General features: G+C 61.7%; 17 protein-coding genes. 10 read left to right on the plus strand and 7 right to left on the minus strand.

Annotation, left to right across the window (positions count from 1 at the left end; genetic code table 11):
* A partial coding sequence (locus JMN22_RS15735; protein ID WP_202334973.1) for a retention module-containing protein occupies positions 1-2,758 on the minus strand: 2,758 nt, incomplete at its 3' end.
* A gap of 453 nt (positions 2,759-3,211) precedes the next feature.
* Here JMN22_RS15735 and JMN22_RS15740 point away from each other — a divergent pair.
* The 3 genes from JMN22_RS15740 (at position 3,212) to JMN22_RS15750 (ending at position 8,310) form a co-directional block, all read left to right on the plus strand.
* Positions 3,212-4,570 (plus strand): TolC family outer membrane protein, encoded by a 1,359-nt coding sequence (locus tag JMN22_RS15740; protein ID WP_198797189.1) that lies wholly within the window; start codon positions 3,212-3,214, stop codon positions 4,568-4,570.
* A gap of 19 nt (positions 4,571-4,589) precedes the next feature.
* The gene (locus JMN22_RS15745; RefSeq protein WP_198797188.1) at positions 4,590-6,749 is read left to right on the plus strand and encodes a type I secretion system permease/ATPase; all 2,160 of its coding nucleotides are present in this window, start codon (positions 4,590-4,592) and stop codon (positions 6,747-6,749) included.
* Between the two features lie 196 nt (positions 6,750-6,945).
* Positions 6,946-8,310, plus strand: coding sequence for an HlyD family type I secretion periplasmic adaptor subunit (locus tag JMN22_RS15750; RefSeq protein WP_198797187.1), 1,365 nt, complete (start codon positions 6,946-6,948; stop codon positions 8,308-8,310).
* A gap of 149 nt (positions 8,311-8,459) precedes the next feature.
* Here the strand turns inward: JMN22_RS15750 and JMN22_RS15755 are convergent, their stop codons facing one another.
* Together JMN22_RS15755 and JMN22_RS15760 are read right to left on the minus strand one after the other, a co-directional pair.
* Positions 8,460-9,056 carry a tRNA-uridine aminocarboxypropyltransferase gene (locus JMN22_RS15755; RefSeq protein ID WP_030141139.1) on the minus strand — a complete coding sequence of 199 codons (597 nt, stop codon included), beginning with the start codon at positions 9,054-9,056 and terminating at the stop codon, positions 8,460-8,462.
* Between the two features lie 2 nt (positions 9,057-9,058).
* Entirely contained in the window at positions 9,059-9,952 is an 894-nt protein-coding gene (locus JMN22_RS15760) for a LysR family transcriptional regulator (RefSeq protein ID WP_030141140.1), read from the minus strand.
* Between the two features lie 333 nt (positions 9,953-10,285).
* On the opposite strand from JMN22_RS15760, the gene speB reads away from it, so the two are divergent.
* From speB to JMN22_RS15780, 4 genes are all read left to right on the plus strand, one after another.
* Positions 10,286-11,236, plus strand: coding sequence for an agmatinase (gene speB, locus JMN22_RS15765; protein ID WP_072341466.1), 951 nt, complete (start codon positions 10,286-10,288; stop codon positions 11,234-11,236).
* Between the two features lie 9 nt (positions 11,237-11,245).
* Entirely contained in the window at positions 11,246-11,653 is a 408-nt protein-coding gene (locus JMN22_RS15770; RefSeq protein WP_198797186.1) for a YybH family protein, read from the plus strand.
* Positions 11,654-11,704: 51 nt separating this feature from the next.
* Positions 11,705-13,249: a purine-cytosine permease family protein gene (locus JMN22_RS15775; RefSeq protein WP_334598811.1), complete on the plus strand. Its 1,545-nt coding sequence runs from the start codon at positions 11,705-11,707 to the stop codon at positions 13,247-13,249.
* 159 nt (positions 13,250-13,408) lie between these two features.
* Positions 13,409-14,797 carry a sodium:solute symporter gene (locus JMN22_RS15780; RefSeq protein ID WP_198797184.1) on the plus strand — a complete coding sequence of 463 codons (1,389 nt, stop codon included), beginning with the start codon at positions 13,409-13,411 and terminating at the stop codon, positions 14,795-14,797.
* Positions 14,798-15,046: 249 nt separating this feature from the next.
* Here JMN22_RS15780 and JMN22_RS26665 read toward each other — a convergent pair whose 3' ends face one another.
* The gene (locus tag JMN22_RS26665) at positions 15,047-15,175 is read right to left on the minus strand and encodes a PA1414 family protein (protein WP_256222727.1); all 129 of its coding nucleotides are present in this window, start codon (positions 15,173-15,175) and stop codon (positions 15,047-15,049) included.
* 138 nt (positions 15,176-15,313) lie between these two features.
* On the minus strand, positions 15,314-16,207 hold the full coding sequence (gene ptrR / locus JMN22_RS15785; RefSeq protein WP_198797183.1) for a putrescine utilization regulator PtrR: 894 nt from the start codon (positions 16,205-16,207) through the stop codon (positions 15,314-15,316).
* Between the two features lie 103 nt (positions 16,208-16,310).
* Between ptrR and JMN22_RS15790 the strand changes: the two genes are divergently transcribed.
* Positions 16,311-17,483 carry an MFS transporter gene (locus JMN22_RS15790; RefSeq protein ID WP_198797182.1) on the plus strand — a complete coding sequence of 391 codons (1,173 nt, stop codon included), beginning with the start codon at positions 16,311-16,313 and terminating at the stop codon, positions 17,481-17,483.
* Here JMN22_RS15790 and JMN22_RS15795 read toward each other — a convergent pair whose 3' ends face one another.
* Positions 17,484-18,938, minus strand: a complete 1,455-nt coding sequence (locus JMN22_RS15795; protein WP_198797181.1) for an NCS1 family nucleobase:cation symporter-1 — start codon at positions 18,936-18,938, stop codon at positions 17,484-17,486. It lies immediately after the preceding gene.
* A 407-nt stretch (positions 18,939-19,345) separates the two neighbouring features.
* Positions 19,346-20,182, minus strand: a complete 837-nt coding sequence (locus tag JMN22_RS15800) for a CvfB family protein (RefSeq protein WP_030141147.1) — start codon at positions 20,180-20,182, stop codon at positions 19,346-19,348.
* A gap of 330 nt (positions 20,183-20,512) precedes the next feature.
* Here JMN22_RS15800 and JMN22_RS15805 point away from each other — a divergent pair, with 330 nt between their 5' ends.
* Both JMN22_RS15805 and JMN22_RS15810 read left to right on the plus strand, forming a co-directional pair.
* Entirely contained in the window at positions 20,513-20,701 is a 189-nt protein-coding gene (locus JMN22_RS15805) for a hypothetical protein (protein WP_018607615.1), read from the plus strand.
* 197 nt (positions 20,702-20,898) lie between these two features.
* Complete coding sequence (locus JMN22_RS15810) at positions 20,899-21,609, plus strand: TorF family putative porin (RefSeq protein WP_030141148.1); 711 nt, start codon at positions 20,899-20,901, stop codon at positions 21,607-21,609.
* The last annotated feature ends 42 nt before the right edge of the window (positions 21,610-21,651 follow it).

Here is a 21,651-nt window from a genome sequence, read left to right on the forward strand (position 1 = left end):
TGGCGGTGCTGGTGTCGCCGTCGGCGTCGGTCAGGGTGTAGGCGAAGGTTTCGGTGCCATTGCCGCCGCCGTGCAGGCCTTTGAAATCGGCGTCGGAGGTATTGAGCGTGTAGGTGTAGGAACCGTCGGCGTTGAGCACCAGCGTGCCGTAGGTACCGGTGAAGGTGCCGGGGGTAATCGGGCCGGACGCCAAGTGATCGGCGCCTTGGGTGTCGTTGGTCAGCACGCTGCCGGTCAGGGTCAGGTTGCTTTCCGAGGCGGTGCTGGCGTTGCTGTCGTCCACGGCCTTGGGCAGGTCATCGACGATGTTCACGTCCAGATTGCCCGTGGCGGTGGTGCCGTTATCGTCCGTGACGACCACGGAGAATTGCTCGCCCAGGCTATTCGCGCCGTTCGCATTCGGATGGGCTTCGTTGTCCAGCAAGGTGTAGCTGTAGCTGACCACGCCCGTCGCGGCGTTGAAGCCGGTCACGGTCAAAGTGTTGCCCAGCGCGGTGGTGATCGATTGCGGGAAGCCGGCGGCCACGCCACCGCTGACCACGGTGATGCCGCCGACGCTGAGGGTCTGCACACCGTCCAGCGCGGTCACGGTGAAGGTGCCGCTTTGGGTCAGTGACGGAGCGTCCGGGCTGCTGCCGTCGCTGAGGTTTTTCTCCTGCAGCGTCAGCTCACCGCCTTCGGTGTCGAGGCCGCTGATGATCACTGGATCGTCGTTGTTGTGGACTTGCAGCACCAGGCTGGCGGTGCTGGTGTCGCCGTCGGCGTCGGTCAGGGTGTAGGCGAAGGTTTCGGTGCCATTGCCGCCGCCGTGCAGGCCTTTGAAATCGGCGTCGGAGGTATTGAGCGTGTAGGTGTAGGAACCGTCGGCGTTGAGCACCAGCGTGCCGTAGGTACCGGTGAAGGTGCCGGGGGTAATCGGGCCGGACGCCAAGTGATCGGCGCCTTGGGTGTCGTTGGTCAGCACGCTGCCGGTCAGGGTCAGGTTGCTTTCCGAGGCGGTGCTGGCGTTGCTGTCGTCCACGGCCTTGGGCAGGTCATCGACGATGTTCACGTCCAGATTGCCCGTGGCGGTGGTGCCGTTATCGTCCGTGACGACCACGGAGAATTGCTCGCCCAGGCTATTCGCGCCGTTCGCATTCGGATGGGCTTCGTTGTCCAGCAAGGTGTAGCTGTAGCTGACCACGCCCGTCGCGGCGTTGAAGCCGGTCACGGTCAAAGTGTTGCCCAGCGCGGTGGTGATCGATTGCGGGAAGCCGGCGGCCACGCCACCGCTGACCACGGTGATGCCGCCGACGCTGAGGGTCTGCACACCGTCCAGCGCGGTCACGGTGAAGGTGCCGCTTTGGGTCAGTGACGGAGCGTCCGGGCTGCTGCCGTCGCTGAGGTTTTTCTCCTGCAGCGTCAGCTCACCGCCTTCGGTGTCGAGGCCGCTGATGATCACTGGATCGTCGTTGTTGTGGACTTGCAGCACCAGGCTGGCGGTGCTGGTGTCGCCGTCGGCGTCGGTCAGGGTGTAGGTGAAGGTTTCGGTGCCGTTGCCGCCGCCGTGCAACGCGACGAATTGCGGATCGCTGGTGTTCAGCGTGTAGGTGTAGGTGCCGTTGGGATTGAGGACCAGGGTCCCGTAAGTGCCGGTGAAGGTGCCGCCAATGATCGGCCCGCTGTCGGGGCCGGTGGGAATTCGGTCAGCGCCCTGGTGGTCGTTGGGCAAGACATTGCCCGTGAGCGTGACAAGGGTTTCCGATGCGGTGCTGGCGTGGCTGTCGTCGATCGCCTGGGGCACGTCGTCGGTAATGTTGACGTCCAAGGTTCCGTTGGCGGTGTCGCCATCGGTGTCGACGGCCACCACAGGGAATTGCTCGCTGATGCTGTTGGCACCGCCACCCGCCGGATGGGTTTCGTTGTCGTTCAAGGTGTAGCTGTAGCTGACGACGCCAGTGGCCGGGTCATAGCCTGTGACGGTCAGGGTATTGCCCAAGGGCGAGGTGACGGATTGTGGGAAACCTGCGGGCACGCCGCCGGTAATCACATTGACACCACCGATGCTCAGGCTGCTCAGCCCGTCGGGCGCAGAAACCGTGAACGTACCGCTTTGCACCAGCGCGCCTGGATTGCTGGCGGTACCGTCGGCGAGGTTGGCTTCGTTGGCGGTCAGTTCGCCGCCGTCCACGGTCAGGCCATCCAGGGTGACAGGGTTGTCCGGGGTCTCGGGCGTTACGGGGGGGACGATGCCGTCGTTATTACTATCCGGATCGGCCGCCAATTCCAGCTGGGGAAACTCCGGAATCCCATTGAACCCCGCCGTGGGAAAGCCGATCTGCGGGTCGACTTGTCCACCGACTTCCTCCAGCAACACAAAGCTGTGACCGCCACCCAAGGCTCCCGCCGCGCTTGCGTTGCCGGGCCCCGCCGCGGTGGCTTCGCCCGCCTGGGTCGGGTCGGCGCCGGCGGCGATGGCTTGCTGCAGCTTTTGCACATCGGTCAGTTGCGCGTCGCTCGGCGCTGCGGTTTCAGGCGTGTCGACATGCGGCGCCTGGTTAGCCAGCAATTGCGGGGTCAGGGTCAGGTCGCTGCCGCGCCCCAACGTCAATTCGTGGCCGTTCTGTAAATGCACGGCCACTGCGCCTTCGGCCCCGGTGACCAAGTGTTCGCCGGCATACAAACGATCACCTTCGACCAATGGGCGTCGCACCCCACCGGCGGCCTCCGCGAAAACCTGCCCTACCACCTTGCTGACGGTACCGATGAGCGCTGCCATGTGCATTCCCTCCGTTGCCAACCCGTGGTCGGCATCTGTCTGGGTGAAGAAGTCACGCTCAAGTCGACCGTCAGAATCTGGAAAATCTGCCAGCTTTCACGGGGCCTGGCGACGCTAGCGCTTCGCCATAACGACAAAAAACCGTCACCCTGAACCGCCCCGTTTTTCAACTTTTTTGCTGTTCTTCACGTCGTTTCAAAATTTGAATGGAACTTTTTATTGACGTCTTAAAACCGTCAGAACCCGTATATACAAAGGCTCTTGCTCTGAACAATGTGCCGGTTTTTTTTAACGACATAAGTTTTTTTCGAAATAAGCGTTATGAGAAATTCTTCTTAGGTTTTCCACAGGATGTTCTTAGCTGTGTTGTTACAAGGTTGAAACGGTTTTGATCTTTTAAACGTCAATTTTCTGGCGACAACGAAGCACAACAGACCTCAGGAGATACACCCCATGCGCGTTCTTACACCCCTCTGCAGCGCGGTTTTGCTGGCCATGGCCTGTTCTTCTCAGGCGCAGGCGATGTCGTTGACCGAAGCCATCCAGAGCACCATCGCGACGCACCCCGAATTGGCGCAACGGGTGGACAGCCGCCTGTCGGCCAATGAAGACGTCAAAGTGGCAAGAGGGGGCTTTTATCCGTCAGTGGATCTGAACGCCGGATATGGTCGCGGCTACAGCGACAACACCAATACCCGGGCGCTGGGCAACCATCACACGAACATCCTGACCTACACCCAGTCGGAGCTGCGCCTGCGGCAGATGATCTTCGACGGATTCAACACCGCCAATGAAGTCGAACGCACCCAGGGCGTGGTCAATTCCCGGGCCTATTACGCCCAGGGCACCGCGCAAGACCTGGCCCTGCGCACCATCGAGGTCTACCTGGAAGTCCTCAAGCGCCGCGAGCTGCTGACCCTGGCCAAGAACAACTTGCAGGCGCACCTGCGGGTCAACGACCAGATCGGCCTGCGCACCGAGCGCGGGGTGGGTAGCACCGCCGACTCCGATCAGTCCAATGCCCGTCGGGCCCTGGCGGAAAACAACTACGACACCGCCCAGGTCGACCTGGCCGACGCCGAGGCGAACTTCTATAGCGTGGTCGGGCGCATGCCCGATGAGTTGGAGACCCCGCCGTCCACCAAAGGCGAGATCCCTGCCGAACTGCGCGAAGCCCAGCAAAGCATGGTGGATAACAACCCTTACCTGAAATCGGCCCAGGCCGACATCCAGTCCGCCGAAAGCCAATATGAAGTGGCGAAATCGCCGTTCTACCCGCGCTTCGACGCCGAGGCGGCAGTGGGCGCCAACAACAACATCGGCGGTGAAGAAGGTCACGACAACAATTGGCGGCTGGGCGTAGTAATGAACTACAACCTGTTCCGCGGCGGCAGCGACAAGGCGCGGCTGGCGTCCAACGCGCACCAGATCAACCAGGCCATGGACATCCGCAACAACGCCCTGCGCCAGCTCAACGAAGACACGCGCCTGGCCTGGAACGCCATGCTCAATGCGCGCAAACAGACCCCGACGGCCCGTGAATACGCCGACACCACCGCCCGCGTGCGCTCCGCCTACCAGGATCAATTCGGCCTCGGCCAACGGACCCTGCTCGACCTGCTCGACAGCGAAAACGAGCTGTACAACGCCAACCGTCGCTACACCGAGGTGCGCTACACCGAGGAGTTTTCGATGTACCGGGTGCTGGCGAACATGGGCCTGCTGCTGCACAAGCAACGGATCGTGCTGCCGGCCGATGCGGTCGCGCAGACCGAAGTCAAGAACCAGGCACGGCTGCCGGAACTGAAGTAATCCCGTGGGAGCGACCGACTTGACCAGCATGGAACCCACCACCCCGAGCGCCGACCCGCGCTCGAACTTCGATGATCCCTTGCTGGACGGCTTGTTGATCCTCTGCAAACTCCATGGCGCGACCGTCAGTCGCGCCAGCCTCAGCGCCGGGCTTCCTATGGCGCACCAACGCTTGAGCCTGGAACTGCTGCCGCGTGCAGCGGCCCGGGCCAGTTTGCAGGCGCGGCTGTTGCGTCGCGACCTGGCGGACATCTCGGCGCTGAATCTGCCGGTGATGCTGATCCTCGCCGGGGGCCGCTGCGCAATATTGCGGCGCTGGGGCGAGGACGGTCGCGCGCTGATCCTGCCCAGCGAGGCCGATGGCGGCGAACAATGGGTCAGCCGTGAAGAGCTGACCATCGACTACAGCGGCCAGGCCTTGTTCGCCCGGCCGCGTCACGAACTCGAAGACCTGCGCGCGCCCTTGGTGCCGCGGGTCGAAGCGTGGTTTCGCGACACCTTGAAATTGTCGCGCTGGTTGTACAGCGACGCGATCCTGGCGAGTTTCCTGATCAACCTGCTGGGCTTGATGGTGCCGCTGTTCGTCATGCAGACCTACGACCGCGTTGTGCCAAACCAGGCCACATCAACGCTGTGGGTGCTGGCCGTGGGGCTGCTGATCGGCACCGGTTTCGAACTGGTGCTACGAGTGGTGCGGGCCCATCTGCTGGACACCGCCGGCAAGAAGACCGACGTGATTCTCTCGGCGACCCTGTTCGAACGCATCACCGGCATGGCGATGAAAGCCAAGCCCGTGACCATCGGCGGCTTTGCCCAGAGCATCCATGACTTCCAGGGTCTGCGAGAATTTCTCACGGCGGTGACACTCACCAGTCTGATCGACCTGCCCTTCGCCCTGCTGATGCTGGTGGTGATCGGCCTGTTGGGTGGATGGCTGGTGGTGATTCCCGTAGTGGCGTTTCCAATCACCATTGTCTTCGCCATGATCATCCAGGCGCGGCTGCGCGACACCGTGCAGAAAAGCCTGGCCCTGGGCGCCCAACGCCAGGCCCTGCTGATCGAAACCCTCGGCGGCCTGGAAACCCTCAAGGCCTGCAGCGCCGAAAGCGAGCGCCAGCATCAGTGGGAAAGCACCCACGGCGCCCTCACCCGCCTCGACAGCCACGCGCGCAACCTTTCGGCGCTGGCGACCAACGGCACGCTGTTCCTCCAACAACTGGCCGGCATGACGACCATTGTCGCCGGGGTCTACAGCATCATCGCTGGCAACCTCAGCGTCGGTGCGCTGGTGGCGACCTACATGCTCGGCAGCCGGGTCCTCGCGCCGCTGGGCCAGATCGCCGGGCTGATCACCCGCTACCAGCAGGCCCAGCTCACCATGCGCAGCACCGATGCCCTGATGGCTTTGCCCCAGGAGCGCGATGCCAAGCAGCGGCCCCTTGATCGCACGCAATTGCAAGGCGCGCTGGACGTGAGCGGCGTGACCTTCCACTACAACGGCCAGAACACCCCGGCGCTGGCGAACGTCAGTTTCAGCCTCAAGCCGGGTGAACGGGTCGGGATCATCGGCCGCAGCGGCTCGGGCAAAAGTACCCTGGCGCGGCTGGTGATGGGGTTCTATGCGCCGGAGGAAGGCCAGCTACTGCTGGACGGCCTGGACCTGCGGCAACTGGACGTCGCCGACTTGCGCCAACAGATCGGCTACGTCGCCCATGACCTGCCGCTGCTCGCCGGCAGCCTACGCGACAACCTCACCCTCGGTGCCCGCTACATCAGCGACGCACGCATGCTGGAAGTGGCGGAACTGACCGGTGTCACCGAACTGGCGCGCCAACATCCGCAGGGCTTTGATCGTCCGGTGGGCGAGCGCGGGCAGTTGCTGTCCGGCGGCCAGCGCCAGGCCGTGTTGCTGGCCCGGGCCTTGTTGCTCGACCCGCCGATCCTGCTGCTGGACGAACCCACCAGCGCCATGGACAACAGCAGCGAAGACGTCCTGCGGCAGAAACTTCATACCCACGTACAGGGCAAGACCGTGCTGCTGGTCACCCACCGCACCTCGATGCTCAGCCTGGTGGATCGGCTGGTGGTGCTGGATAACGGCCGGATCGTGGCGGACGGGCCGAAGGATGCGGTGATCGAGGCATTGCGCAAGGGACGGGTGGGCTCAGCGGCGGTTTAAATACCAACACATATCCCTTGTGGCGAGGGGATTTATCCCCGCTGGGCTGCGCAGCAGTCCTAAAACCATGTGCCTCGGTGTGCCAGACAGACTGAGGCAACTGTCTTGGGGCCGCTTCGCAGCCCAGCGGGGATAAATCCCCTCGCCACAAAAGCTCGCACCGGATCTATAACAATTAACCAACGGGTACCGCCCCATGTCTGCTCAAACACCCGATTCAGCCGCTCGAAGCTACTTCGGCAGTTTCAGCAAAAGCGCCGAAAGCGAGTTCATGCCGGAAACCGCCGGCGCGACGCTGCAGGACTCGCCGCGCCGGTCGCGCGTCACCGTGTGGCTGGCCGCAGGGCTGATTATCAGCGGGCTGGTCTGGGCCAAACTGGCGGTGTTGCAGGAAGTCACCACCGGCGAAGGCAAGGCGATTCCGTCGAGCAAGATCCAGGTGATCCAGAACTTGGAGGGCGGCATCGTCACCGAGATTTTCGTGCGCGAAGGCCAGATGGTAAACAAGGGCGACACCCTGCTGCGCCTGGACGATACGCGGTTCCTGTCGAACAAAGGCGAGAGCGAGGCGGATCGTTATGCGTTGATGGCCCAGGTCGAACGCTTGTCGGCAGAGGCCGAAGGACGGCCCTTGCAGTTGTCCAGCGAAGTGACCGGCAAGGCGCCGCAGGTGGCCGAGGACGAGCGCGCCCTCTATGAACAACGCCAGCGACGCCTGGCCAGCGAGCAGCGGACGCTGACCGAACAGCTGCGGCAGAAAACCCAGGAACTCGCAGAGTTTCGCTCCAAGCAAGGCCAGTTCAGCTCGGCGCTGGCCTTGCTGCAAGAAGAAATGAACATGTCGGCGCCGCTGGTGCGCACCGGGGCGGTTTCACCCGTCGAAATCCTGCGGCTCAAGCGCAGCGCGGTGGAAATCCGCGGCTCGCTCAACGCCACCACACTGGCGATCCCTCGGGCCGAATCTGCGATCAACGAGATCAAGAGCAAGATCGACGAATCGGAACAGACCTTCCGCTCAGATGCCGCGAAAGACCTCAACGAGAAACGCACCGAGCTGTCAAAAATCACCGCCACGAGCATCGCCATCGACGACCGCGTGACCCGCACCACCGTGGTCTCGCCGGTGCACGGGGTGATCAAGCAATTGAAGGTCAACACCATTGGCGGCGTGGTCCAGCCCGGCAGCGACATGATCGAGATCGTGCCCCTGGAGGACAACCTGCTGATCGAAGCCAAGGTCAGACCGCAAGACGTGGCGTTCCTGCATCCAGGCCAGAAAGCCATGGTCAAGTTCAGTGCCTACGACTACACGATCTATGGCGGACTCAGCGCCAAGCTCGAACTGATCGGCGCCGACACCATCACCGATGACAAGGGCAACAGTTTCTATCTGATCCAGGTGCGCACCGACAGGAACCATTTGGGTGGGGATGCGAAACCGTTGCTGATCATCCCGGGCATGGTGGCGACGGTGGATATCATCACCGGGGAGAAAAGTGTCTTGGATTACCTGCTCAAGCCCGTGTTGAAAGCACGGACCGAGGCGATGCGCGAGCGGTAGGCTTTGGCTGGGATCTTCGGTGTCTGGGCTGTCGCCATCGCGAGCAAGCTCGCTCCCACATTGGATTTGTGGTGACCACTAACCTTGAGTGCACTGGAGATCAACTGTGGGAGCGAGCTTGCTCGCGATGAGGCCGGCAACCACACCACCTATTCTCCAGCATGATTACGCCGGAACGTCTCCTCCCCCATCGCCGCAATCTGCCCCTCGATCAACGCCTCGAACGGCCTCAGCAACGGCTCGAAGCTCACCGGCGCCTCCAGGACCTGCAACGCCTGGACAATCGCCTCCACCGTCGACAGCGCCCCCGGCCCTGGCGCCTTGCGCAAGCGGTAGCGGGACACGCCACCGTCGGCCAACGTTACCCTCGGCAGTGCCGCCAGCAGCGGATTGAGGTGCAGGATCTTGCGCGCCTTGCGCCAGGTGCCATCGGGCACGACCAACAGCAGCGGCTCATCGGACGCGCCATAGGTCTGGATTGGCTGTGCATCGTCAGCGGGAAACAACAACCGCGCCCGGTAACCCGGTTGGTTGAGCAGCCGGGGCAAGTCCTCGAACACTTCACCCACGATCAACTCGGCATTGTTGAGCCCCAACGCCGCCAGTCGGGCAGTATTCAAGGCATGGTTCACTTCGCTGGGATGCTGCAACAGCAGAACGCGAGTACGACTGTCGAGGCAGGGGATCAACGGGCACAGGCAATGGCTTTGCGGTCGTTGGCAGCGCGGGCATTGGATTCTGGACATGGTCACGCCTGGTTCAGTTGAGCTTTGAGCAGATCACGGAAGGTCTGGATCAGCGGCTCGCGGCTGCGGCCACGGCGCACGATCATCGAGAACGGCGCCTGATAACCAAACGTCGCCGGCAACAGCACCCGCAAGTCGCCCTTGTCGACCCAGGCCTGGGCGTAATGCTCGGGCAGGTAACCGATGTAGGCGCCCGACAGTACCAGGATCAACTGCGCCTCCATGCTCTCCACCGTCGCCGCGCTGTGCTTGAAGCCATGACGGGCCAATTCGGCCTGGCTCCAGTAACCGCGCCCGACCATGCGCTGCTGGGTGATGACTTGTTCGGGAATGCGCCGTTCAGTGAACAGCGGATGACGGTTGCTGCAATACAACCAGTGCTGCTCGCGATACAGCGGCATGTAGACCAGCCCGCTCATGCGCGTGGAAAACGCGCCGATGGCCAGGTCCAGGCGGTTGTCCTGGACGCCGAGTTGCAGTTCATAGGGGCTCAGGACCGACAGGTGTAGATGCACCGCCGGATGTTCCTGGCTGTAGGCACCGATGGCTTCGGCGAACGGCAAGGCCTTGTCGCTGACAGTGGAGTCGATCACCCCCAGGTTCAACGTGCCGCGCAGTTCCCCCTTGAGCGCGGCGGCATATTGCTCGAAGCCTTCGAGCTCGCCGAGCAGGCGCAAGGTTTCCTGATGGAACAGTTCACCCTTGCTGGTCAGGCTGAACCCGCCCCGGCCGCGATGACAGAGCACCAGGCCCAGGGCCGATTCGAGCTGGCTCATGTAGGTGCTGATGGCCGACGTGGAAAGGTTGAGTTCGTGCTGGGCGTTGGCGAAGCCCTGGTGCCGGACCACGCTGACGAAAATGCGCAGCAGTTTCAGGTCGGGTAGAGCGTTGGCCATTGGGGTCTCCGAATTACTCAGGGCTTGGTAGCGCTCTTGTGGCGAGGGGATTTATCCCCGCTGGGCTGCGAAGCAGCCCCAAGAAAGTCAACTCAATCTGCCTGATACACCGGGATATCAGGGTTTAGGGCCGCTTCGCGCCCCAGCGGGGATAAATCCCCTCGCCACAGGGGGCTTTTTGCCCCAGGACTGCACAGACGCGGAGTCTATCGCCCCGCCCGCCATTAGTTTAGAAAAATCTGAACTAAGTATTTGCCGCCAGCGATTCTTCGCGGCAACGGCTTTTCGCAGAATCGGCCCCTGATAAATAAAACAAACGATGAGGCCCTACCCGTGGACAAGATTCTTCACCAACCACTGGGCGGCAACGAAATGCCGCGCTTCGGCGGCATCGCCACCATGATGCGACTCCCCCATTTGCAAACCGCCGCCGGCCTCGACGCGGCGTTCGTCGGCGTGCCGCTGGACATCGGCACCTCCCTGCGCGCCGGCACCCGTTTCGGCCCCCGCGAGATCCGCGCCGAATCCGTGATGATCCGCCCCTACAACATGGCCACCGGTGCCGCGCCGTTCGACTCCCTGTCGGTGGCGGACATCGGTGACGTGGCGATCAACACCTTCAACCTGCTGGACGCGGTACGGATCATCGAAGAGTCGTATCACAAGATCCTCGAACACAATGTCATCCCGCTGACCCTCGGCGGTGACCACACCATCACCCTGCCGATCCTGCGGGCGATCCACAAGAAACACGGCAAAGTCGGCCTCGTGCACATCGACGCCCATGCCGATGTCAACGACCACATGTTCGGCGAGAAAATCGCCCACGGCACCACCTTCCGCCGCGCCGTGGAGGAAGGCCTGCTCGATTGCGACCGCGTGGTGCAGATCGGCCTGCGCGCCCAGGGCTACACCGCCGAGGATTTCAATTGGAGCCGCAACCAGGGCTTCCGCGTGGTCCAGGCTGAAGAGTGCTGGCACAAATCCCTGGCCCCACTGATGGCTGAAGTGCGTGAAAAAGTCGGCGGCGGCCCGGTGTACCTGAGCTTCGACATTGATGGCATCGACCCGGCCTGGGCGCCAGGCACCGGCACCCCGGAAATAGGCGGCCTGACCACCATCCAGGCGATCGAAATCGTGCGTGGCTGCCAGGGCCTCGACCTGGTCGGTTGCGATCTGGTAGAAGTCTCGCCGCCCTACGACACCACCGGCAACACCTCGCTGCTGGGCGCCAACCTGCTGTACGAGATGCTCTGCGTACTGCCCGGCGTGGTTCATCGCTGAGGCGCGGCCATGAACGATTACGATCAGGTACTCGAGGCCGCCGCAAAACTGGTGTCGGCCTTCGCCCGCAATGACCGCGACGCCTATTTCGGTGCGTTCACGGTCGATGCGAGTTTCGTGTTCCACACCCTCGATCAGCCGTTGCTGTCGCGCGATGCCTACCAGGCGTTGTGGGATCGCTGGCGGTTCGAGGATGGCTTCGAGGTGCTGAACTGCACATCGAGTAACGCCTTCGTCAGCCTGCAAGGGGACGTGGCGATTTTCATCCATGACGTGGCCACCGAGCTGCGCATGCAAGGGGAGCTTCACTTTAGCCAGGAGCGCGAAACCATTGTGTTTCGCCAAGAACAACAAGGCCTATGGCTGGCCTGTCATGAACATTTGTCCGCAATGCCGGAAGGGCTGCCACCCCCTTAGCCAAGCAGGCGACGTTCACGCACGATGAACGCGCCTCGATGATCGGAGCAGATCATGCATAACAATAACGATAAAAGCCTTACGCAGATTGAAACCAACGGGGTCGAGCAGATCCCGGACCATGAACGAACCGCCGGCCCGGGCGATCTGTTTCGACTGATCTTCGGCGGCGCCAACACCTTTGCCACCGCCGTGCTCGGCAGTTTCCCGGTGCTGTTCGGCCTGTCCTTCCAGGCCGGGGTCTGGGCGATCGTCCTGGGCGTGTTGGTCGGTTCGATCATCCTCGCGCCGATGGGCCTGTTCGGTCCGCTCAACGGCACCAACAACGCGGTGTCTTCCGGTGCGCATTTCGGTGTGCACGGGCGCATCGTCGGTTCATTCCTGTCGCTGCTGACCGCCATCGCGTTCTTCTCGCTGTCGGTATGGAGCTCGGGCGATGCGCTGATCGGCGGCGCCAAGCGGCTGGTCGGCGTGCCGGAAACCGACCTGAGCCTGGGCCTGGCCTACGGTCTGTTCGCCCTGTTGGTGTTGACGGTGTGCATCTACGGCTTTCGCTTCATGCTGTGGGTCAATCGCATCGCCGTGTGGGCCGCCAGCCTGTTGTTCCTGCTGGGCATCTTCGCCTTCGCGCCAAGCTTCGACAGCCAGTTTGCCGGCACGGTCGCCCTCGGCCAGCCGGGCTTCTACGCCGCCTTCATCGGCGCGGCGCTGGTCGCAATGAGCAACCCGATTTCTTTCGGCGCATTCCTCGGTGACTGGTCGCGCTACATCCCACGCAACACGCCCAAGCCCCGGATCATGCTGGCGGTGATCGCCGCGCAACTGGCAACGTTGATCCCGTTCCTGTTCGGCCTCGCCACTGCCACCATCGTGGCGATCAAGGCGCCGGACTACATCGCGGCCAACAACTACGTGGGCGGGCTGCTGGCGGTTTCGCCGGGGTGGTTCTTCCTGCCGGTGTGCCTGATCGCGGTGATCGGCGGCATGTCCACCGGCACCACCTCGCTGTACGGCACCGGGTTGGACATGTCCAGCGTGTTCCCTCGGCTGCTGTCGCGGGTCAAGGCGACGTTGCTGATAGGCGTGCTGTCGATCGCCTTCATCTTCATCGGTCGCTTCGCGGCGAACCTGGTGCAAAGCGTGTCGACCTTCGCCGTGCTGATCATCACCTGCACCACGCCGTGGATGGTGATCATGATCATCGGCCTGCTGGTGCGCCGTGGCTTCTACTGCCCGGATGACCTGCAGGTGTTCACCCGCGGCGAAACCGGCGGGCGCTACTGGTTCAGCCATGGCTGGAACTGGCGCGGATTGGGAGCGTGGATTCCCAGCGCATTGGTCGGCCTGTGCTTCGTCAACCTGCCTGGGCAATTCGTCGGCCCGCTAGGGGAATTGGCCGGTGGGATCGACATCAGCCTGCCGGTGACCCTGGGGCTGGCGTCGGTGGTGTACCTGGCGTTGCTGGGGCTGTTTCCGGAACCTGCGGCGGTGTATGGGCCGCAGGATCCGCGGAGCAAGGATGCTGTCTCGCCGAGCGCTGGACCTGTGGCGAGGGGATTTATCCCCGCTGGAGCGCGCAGCGGTCCCAAACCCTGACATCTCGGTGTGCCTGATAGATTGAGTTGGCTGTTTTGGGGCTGCTTCGCAGCCCAGCGGGGCGGTGCGACGTTTCGCTAAATCCCCTCGCCACAACTCCATCTGTCCATGGCGCCATCTCGACTTCCTATAAAAAAGACAAATCGGAGACACGCCATCATGGCCTTGGATTTAATCGTCGTTCTCATCTACGCCACCGGCATGATCGCCCTCGGCTGGTACGGCATGCGCCGCGCCAAGACCCGTGACGACTACCTCGTCGCCGGGCGCAACCTCGGCCCGGGCTTCTACCTGGGCACCATGGCCGCCACCGTGCTCGGCGGCGCATCGACCATCGGCACCGTGCGCCTGGGCTATGTCCATGGCATTTCCGGGTTCTGGTTGTGCGGCGCCATCGGCCTGGGCATCGTCGGGCTGAGCCTGTTCCTCGCCAAGCCGTTGCTCAAGCTCAAGATCTACACCGTGACCCAGGTGCTGGAGCGCCGCTACAACCCGGCCGCGCGCCATGCCAGCGCACTGATCATGCTGGTCTACGCGCTGATGATCGGCGCCACGTCGACCATCGCCATCGGCACGGTCATGCAAGTGCTGTTCGGCCTGCCCTTCTGGGTTTCGATCCTGGTGGGCGGCGGCGTAGTGGTGTTGTATTCCACCATCGGCGGCATGTGGTCGCTGACCCTGACCGACATCGTGCAGTTCCTGATCATGACCATCGGCCTGGTGTTCTTGCTGATGCCGATGTCCATCAGTGACGCCGGTGGCTGGGACGCGATGGTGGCGGCCTTGCCGGCGCGCTATTTCGATTTCACCGCGATTGGCTGGGACACCATCGTCACGTACTTCCTGATCTACTTTTTCGGCATCTTCATCGGCCAGGACATCTGGCAGCGGGTATTCACCGCCCGCAGCGAAGGCGTGGCCAAAGTCGCCGGTACCGCCGCCGGCCTGTACTGCGTGCTCTACGGCCTGGCCGGTGCGCTGATCGGCATGGCGGCCAAGGTGTTGCTGCCGGACCTGGAAAACGTCAACAACGCCTTCGCCAGCGTGGTGCAACACAGCTTGCCCAACGGGATCCGCGGCCTCGTCATCGCCGCTGCCCTCGCGGCGCTGATGTCCACCGCAGCGGCGGGACTGCTGGCGGCCTCCACCACCGTCGTCCAGGATCTCCTGCCGCGTCTGCGCCAAGGTCGTGAAAGCGGTAACGGCGACGTCCATGAAAACCGCATCGCGACCTTGCTGTTGGGCGGGGTGGTCCTGGTGATCGCCCTGGTGGTCAGCGATGTCATCAGCGCCCTGACGCTGGCGTACAACCTGCTGGTGGGCGGCATGCTGATTCCGTTGATCGGCGCCATCTACTGGAAACGCGCGACCACCGCAGGCGCGATCAGCAGCATGTCGCTGGGCTTCGTGACGGCGTTGTTCTTCATGTTCAAGGATGGGCTGGACGCGAATACGCCGATCTATTACAGCCTGAGCGTGGCGTTGGTGAGTTTCGTGGTGGTGAGTTTGCTGTCGCCAAGGTCGAATGTGGTGGCCAAGGCCGCTTGATCGAAACTGAATCGAGCCGAACACACTTGTGGCGAGGGGATTCATCCCCGCAGGGCTGCGAAGCTGCCCTGTTTAAGCCTTTCCTATCTTTCAGAAAATACTCTTGACCCTGTTTGCGACTGCTGCGCAGTCGAGCGGGGATAAATCCCCTCGCCACAGGTGTTCGCGCCGCCAATAAAAAGATCGCAGTTCCGGGCCATCTCGATTGAAATGGTCCGGAACTGCGATCTCTCCAAATTCCTGGTGGGTTTACCGGCGGCGCGGCTGGCGGCGACGTTGCTCGTCGTCAGTGCGGATCGGTATCGGCTGCATGGGCGGCTCGATCAGGCCAAGCGCGACACCCAGGTCATGAAGCCAGTTCTGGATTTTCTCTTTCATCGTGGTGCCCCCTCAGGTGGTGCGAGCGGCAGATTTCTGTGGCCCCTTCGCACTGATAATAGTCCGAAGTCCTGTTCAATGCTCGTTACAGATTGCAATGATCTGTTACTGAATTGATCCAAATCCCAGGTGGTGAGTTCAAGCCGATTGCGCCGGGATCATTGGCGCACGCGGCCAGGCTTGTTGTTGCAATTCAATCCAGGCGTTCAGGTTGGCGCCGACCATGCCTTTGCGCCACATCAACCACGTCGTCGCACTGGCAAACGGCTCGGCCAGCGGATGCACCATGACACGTTCGCGCCCCGGCAGGCTGGCGAGCATCGACTCGGACATCAGCGCCACCCCGGAGCCGGCAATCACACAGGCCAGCATTCCCTGGTATGACTCGATCTCCATCGCCCGGCCCATGGTTGCATGGTCGTGGGCGAACCAGGCTTCCAGGCGCATCCGATAGGAACAGCCACGCCGGAAAGTGAACACCGCACGGCCCTGCACATCCAGCGCACTGCGCACCGGCAGATGATCGGTCTCAGTGATCAACACCAACCGCTCGTCGCACAACGGCACGCCATCCAACCCCGCCAGCTCCAGCGGGCCGTCCACCAGCGCCGCATCGAGGCGATTGGTGAGCAGGCCTTCAAGTAACTCCCCACTCGGTCCCGATTGCACTTGCAGGTTCACCGCCGGATAAGCCCGGTGATAAGCCGCCAGCAGGTCCGGCAAATGCGTCGCCGCCGTGCTGTACATCGTGCCCAGGACAAAATCCCCGGCCGGCTGGCCGCCCTGCACCGCCGCGTGGGCTTCGTCATGCAAGGCGAACAGCTTGGTCGCATAGTCCAACAGGACTTTTCCCGCAGGCGACAACTGCAATCGCTGACGCTCCCTTAGGAAAAGATCCACGCCCAACTGCTCTTCCAGCTGCTTGAGCCGGGTCGACAGGTTCGACGGCACCCGGTGCAGACGCTCGGCGGCCCGAGTGATGGAACCCTCTTCGGCCACCGCTTGGAAAATACGTAACTGGCTGAACTCCACGACCTTCTCCAAAAACGAACAAGTTGCTCACTATTATTCATTTTTAATGAAAGTCAATCGATCCTAGCCTGACGGTCAATCACCTCGACGCCGGAGATCGACCATGTCGCCCTTGATTCGCCTGCTCGCCAGCTTCATTGCCCTGATGATGGCCATGGGCATTGGCCGCTTCGCCCTCACACCGCAGTTACCTCATTTGATCGGCGAAGGTCAGGTGGACTTGACCGCCGCCGGTCTAATCGCCGCTGCCAACTACCTCGGTTATCTGCTCGGCGCGCTCGACGCCATGTTCGCCCGCCGTCCGGAACAGGTGCAGCGACGGTTGCTCGGCGGCCTGTGGTTGTGCGTGCTGTTAACCCTGGCGTCGTTCTGGGCCTGGGGCTTCTGGCCGCACCTGGCGTTGCGCTTCGGCACGGGCGTGGCGAGCGCCTGGGTGATGGTGATGATTACTGCGCTGAGCCAACCCTTGGCTGCGGCGACGGGGCGACCACGGCTGGGCGCACTGGTATTCGCCGGACCTGGCTTGGGAATTTTTCTGACAGGCTTGTTGGCCCTTGGCTCGAACCTGTTGGGCCAGACATCCGACATCTTGTGGCTGGTATACGCCGGGGCGGCGCTGTTGATGTTGCTGGTGATCCTGCCGGCCCTGCCGAAACCCGTGCCTACGGCCACTGTTGCAGCGCCAACCACCGTGGCCAACCACCGCGGCATCGCCCGGCTCTGCGTGGTTTATGCCTTGTATGGCGTTGGCTATATCATTCCGGCGACCTTCCTGTCGCAGATGGCTTCCGCACAGTTCCACGGGCAATGGCAGGCAGACCTGTTCTGGCCTTGCTTCGGCCTGGCCGCAGCCATCGGCGTGCTGTTGGTGAGCCTGCGCCGGCCCAACCCGAACACCACCAGCCGCTGGTTGATGGCGACCTTGTGGCTGCAAGCTGCTGGCGTCTTTGCCTGCCTGCTGGGCAGCGGCGCGGGATTGGCGCTGGGCGTGATCCTGTGTGGCACGCCGTTCCTGGCTTGCATGCAATTGATGGTGTTGCGTTCCCGAGAACTGGCGCCCCACGCAATCCAGCGCAACATCGGATTGCTGACCGCCTGCTTCGCCATCGGCCAGCTCAGCGGACCGTTGCTGGCGGCGCTGAGCAGCCATTTCAGCGGCGGCTTGCAACCCGCGCTGATCATTGCCGGCAGCGGCCTGGTGCTGGCGGGCGGCCTGTTGCTGCGGCCCGCAAACCGAAGCGCGGTCGAACGCTGCGCCCAGACCGTCCTGCGGTGATCAGGCCTGGCCGGCCGGGTTCAGCGATGTGTTCAGTTGTGGGAAAGGTTCACGTCGCGCCAAGGCGAAATACAACACACCGCCGAGGAAGCAGCCGGTGAACCAGGCAAAGTTGGCCATCGATTGGAGAAACGGCGTGAACGTGATTGCCACGCCCATCAGCGTCGCCGGGATCAACGCCTTCACCGCTGTCCAGTTGATACCCCCGCTGTAGTAATAACGCCCGGTCGGGCCGTCGTTGAACAGCGCATCGACGTCGATCTGCTGCTTCTTGATCAGGTAGTAATCCACCAGCAGGATGCCAAACAGCGGGCCGATAAACGCCGCCAGCACGTCCAGGGTGTAGTGGATCACTTCAGGGTTGTTGAACAGATTCCACGGCGTGATGAAAATCGAGGCCACCGCCGCAATCATCCCGCCGGCGCGCCAACTGATCTTGCTCGGCGCGACGTTGGCAAAGTCGAAGGCCGGGGACACGAAGTTGGCGACGATGTTGATGCCGATGGTCGCGGTGACGAAGGCGAAAGCGCCCAGCAGGACGGCGACGTTATTGTCGATGCGCGCCACGGTGGCGATCGGGTCGTGGAGCATTTCTCCAAACACCGGCAACGTGCCTGAAACAATCACCACGGTCACCAGGGAGAACGCCAGGAAATTCACCGGCAGGCCCCAGAAATTTCCACGACGTACGTCGGACATGCTCCGGCAGTACCGACTGAAATCGCCGAAATTCAAGGTCGGACCCGAAAAGTAGGACACCACCAGGGCCGTCGCCACGATCACTTGGCCGAATGCCTGCCAACCGGATAAGGATTTTTCCGCCAGGGTAAAACTGATGTTGCTCCAACCGGCCTTCCAGACGATCCAGCCGGCCAGCAGGAACATCACGGCATACACCACCGGCCCAGCCCAATCGATGAAACGACGGATCGACTCCATGCCCGTCCAGAACACCAATGCCTGGACGAACCACAGGCTGAGGAAACCGAACCAGCCCAGGTAGGACAAGCCGGCAAAATGCGGTGTCGCGTAGGCTTCCATCGAAGGAAAAAACCGCAGGACTACGATGATCAGCGCACTTGACGCCAGGTACGTCTGGATCCCATACCAGGCCACCGCGATCAGCCCGCGAATCACCGCCGGGATATTCGCCCCGAACACGCCAAATGCCAGCCTGCAAATGACCGGATAAGGCACCGCCGCCTGTTGACTCGGCTTCGCGACCAGATTGGCGATCAATTGCACGATGCAAATCCCGCCGAGCAACGCGATCAGCACCTGCCAACTCGCCAGGCCCAGGGCGAACAGGCTGGCGGCAAACACATAGCCGCCGACGCTGTGCACATCACTCATCCAGAACGCGAAGATGTTGTACCAATTCCATTTCTGCGGCAGCGGGCCCAGGTCTTCGTTATAGAGACGGGGGCTGTAGCCGTTGGGCAATTGCTCGGACATTGCGGGGCTCCTTTTGGGTGCCGCCGTGCCCCCGAGTTTGATTGTCCACCACACTGCGCACGGGAGCCGGCGTGGTTTGTATACGGGTTGCTACGCAGAATGCGTGCCATAGGCGCTGGATACGAGACAAACCGCGCTTTTCAGCGCAGGTAAAAACCGAACGAGCACAACAGAACGCCCACGAACGGGGCGCGGGTGCATGGTTAAGGTGCAAGGAGTTTTGTATACAGCGAAAATTTGTGGCGAGGGGATTTATCCCCGCTGGGCTGCGGAGCAGCCCCAAAAATAACCACTCAATCTGGCAGGTACACCGAGGCGTTCGAATCAGGGCTGCTTCGCAGCCCAGCGGGGATAAATCCCCTCGCCACAGGATGACCTAGCCAACGGTGGTTTGCTCGGCCTAACGATCAAGTCAGCTCAATACGATCAGCATGAATGACAATCTGCCCATTCTTGTACAGCGCACCAATGGCCTTCTTGAAGTTGCCCTTGCTCACGCCAAACAGACTGCTGATCAACACCGGGTCGCTCTTGTCGCTGACCGGCAGCGTGCCGTTGTTTTCACGCAACTTGGCGAGGATCTTCGCGTTGAGGCTGGTGGCCGCTTCCTGACCCACCGGCTGCAAACTCAAGCTGATCTTGCCGTCCGGACGGATCTCCTTGATGAAACCCTTTTCCTGTTTGCCGGCGCGCATGAACTTGAAGATTTCGTTCTTGTGGATCAAGCCCCAGTGCTTGTTATTGATGATCGCCTTGAAGCCCATGTCGGTAGCTTCGGCAACCAGCAAATCAACTTCCTGCCCAGCCGTGTAGTTGGCCGGCGTCTTGTCCAGATAACGATCCAACCGCGCGGTGGCGGTGATGCGGCGGGTGTGCTTGTCGAGGTAGACGTGCACCACGCAGTACTCGCCCGCCGTCAGCTGGCGTTTTTCTTCGGAATACGGCAGCAGCAGATCCTTCGGCAGGCCCCAGTCCAGGAACACGCCAATGCTGTTGACTTCAACCACTTTCAGGCTGGCGAATTCCCCAACCTGGACTTTCGGTTTTTCCGTGGTGGCGATCAGTTTGTCGTCGCTGTCCAGATAAATGAAAACATTGAGCCAGTCTTCATCTTCACTGGGAATATCCTTGGGGATATAACGGTTGGGCAGGAGGATTTCACCGTCCGCGCCGCCGTCCAGGTATAAACCGAAGTTGGTGTGTTTAACCACTTGCAAACTGTTGTAGCGCCCGACTAAAGCCATTTCCAAATACCCTCATTGCGTGGGCGGCATTCTACCCGGTTTTGCGGTGCGATTCGTGACGTTGAAGGATCTGACCGCGTAGGCCTTGATTTTCAAGGGTTTTCGCCCTTGACAAAGCCACTCGTCAGACGGCGAAGGGCTCGAGCCGTGCCGCTTCAGCTTTGAATAAAAGGCACGGTTGTTATTTAAAAACAGTGGCTTAGCGGTAATAAACAGGCATGGATCGGTCAATATTCAGGCCTTGCCGAAAATAATCAAAGGGGATATTTGCCAAGCAATTGTCAAGTATTTCCTGTACGATGCCTGGCCCAATTAATTATCCATAGGTTAATGGCCGTCATGCGCGTAAAAGCATCCAACAGCAAAGCAAAGCCAGCTCCAGCCGTTGAAACCAGCGAGTCGATCAACGACCAGATCGCTGCGTTCCTCAAGTCCGGCGGTGAAATCCAGCAGATTGCCAAAGGTGTCAGCGGCCAGACCTTCGGTCCGTCCAAGCAGATCAGCCTGGGCAAGAAGTAATCCCCCGCGTCACCTGGTCCCAAAGCGCTTTGAATCCCGAAGCGCTTGGGCTGGAACCCCTCTCCTTAAATCCATTCCCGCAGAAATCGACGAACGGCCATCGCTGCCGAACATTCGCCGGTATGCTTGCACCTCTCTAGCTCAAGCGTTCCAGCTTGGTTACGGTTCCCTGCTCCTCGCTATTGATGGAGTGAAGCATGCGCATTCCTGTTGTCCTGCTGACGTTCAGCTTGCTCGCTTGCCCCTTTGCCTATGGGCAGGTATTCCAGCGCGAGCTCGGTGACTTCGACCTCAAGCTCGGCACCACCCCCAGCCGCAGCATGGCCCAAGGCCTGGTCACACCGTCGAGCACCGGCTCGTTCCACGGCGGCCTGGACCTGAGCCACGACAGTGGCTGGTACGTCGGACAATGGTCACCCAGTGCCGGCTACTCCGCCGACCTTGAAGTCGATTCCTACATGGGCTTCAAACACCCTTTCGACCAGACCCTGGGCTACGAAGTCGGCCTGATCCACTACAGCTACCCCACCGTCGACACCCTCGACAGCCAGGAATTCTACGGCGGCCTGACCATCCTCGGCAGCCGCTTCGGTGCGGCATTGAGCAACGACCCGGATAAACAGAACAGCACCCTGTTTGCCGACCTCGGTGGCAACGTGCCCTTCGGCATCGGCATCAGCGCCAAATACACCACTCACCAACTCAATACTCCAGTCTCGGTGGAAGATGGTTATGTAGGCAGTTTCAGTGACTGGTCGCTGAAAATTTCCCGTCCGTGGCGGGGCATCGACCTGGACCTGATCTACAGCGACTCAAGCCTCAGCGGTAGCAGCTGCTCGGCGTACTCCGGCCACAACAGCGAATGCGATAGCCTGCTGACCCTGAAGATGGCCCATCCTTTTTACTAAGCGTTACTTATTCAATCGGCTGAACTGCCGCGCGCCTGCCAT

Origin of the sequence: Pseudomonas sp. HB05 (assembly GCF_016756915.1) — a bacterium.
GTDB classification, from domain to species: Bacteria; Pseudomonadota; Gammaproteobacteria; order Pseudomonadales; family Pseudomonadaceae; genus Aquipseudomonas; species Aquipseudomonas alvandae.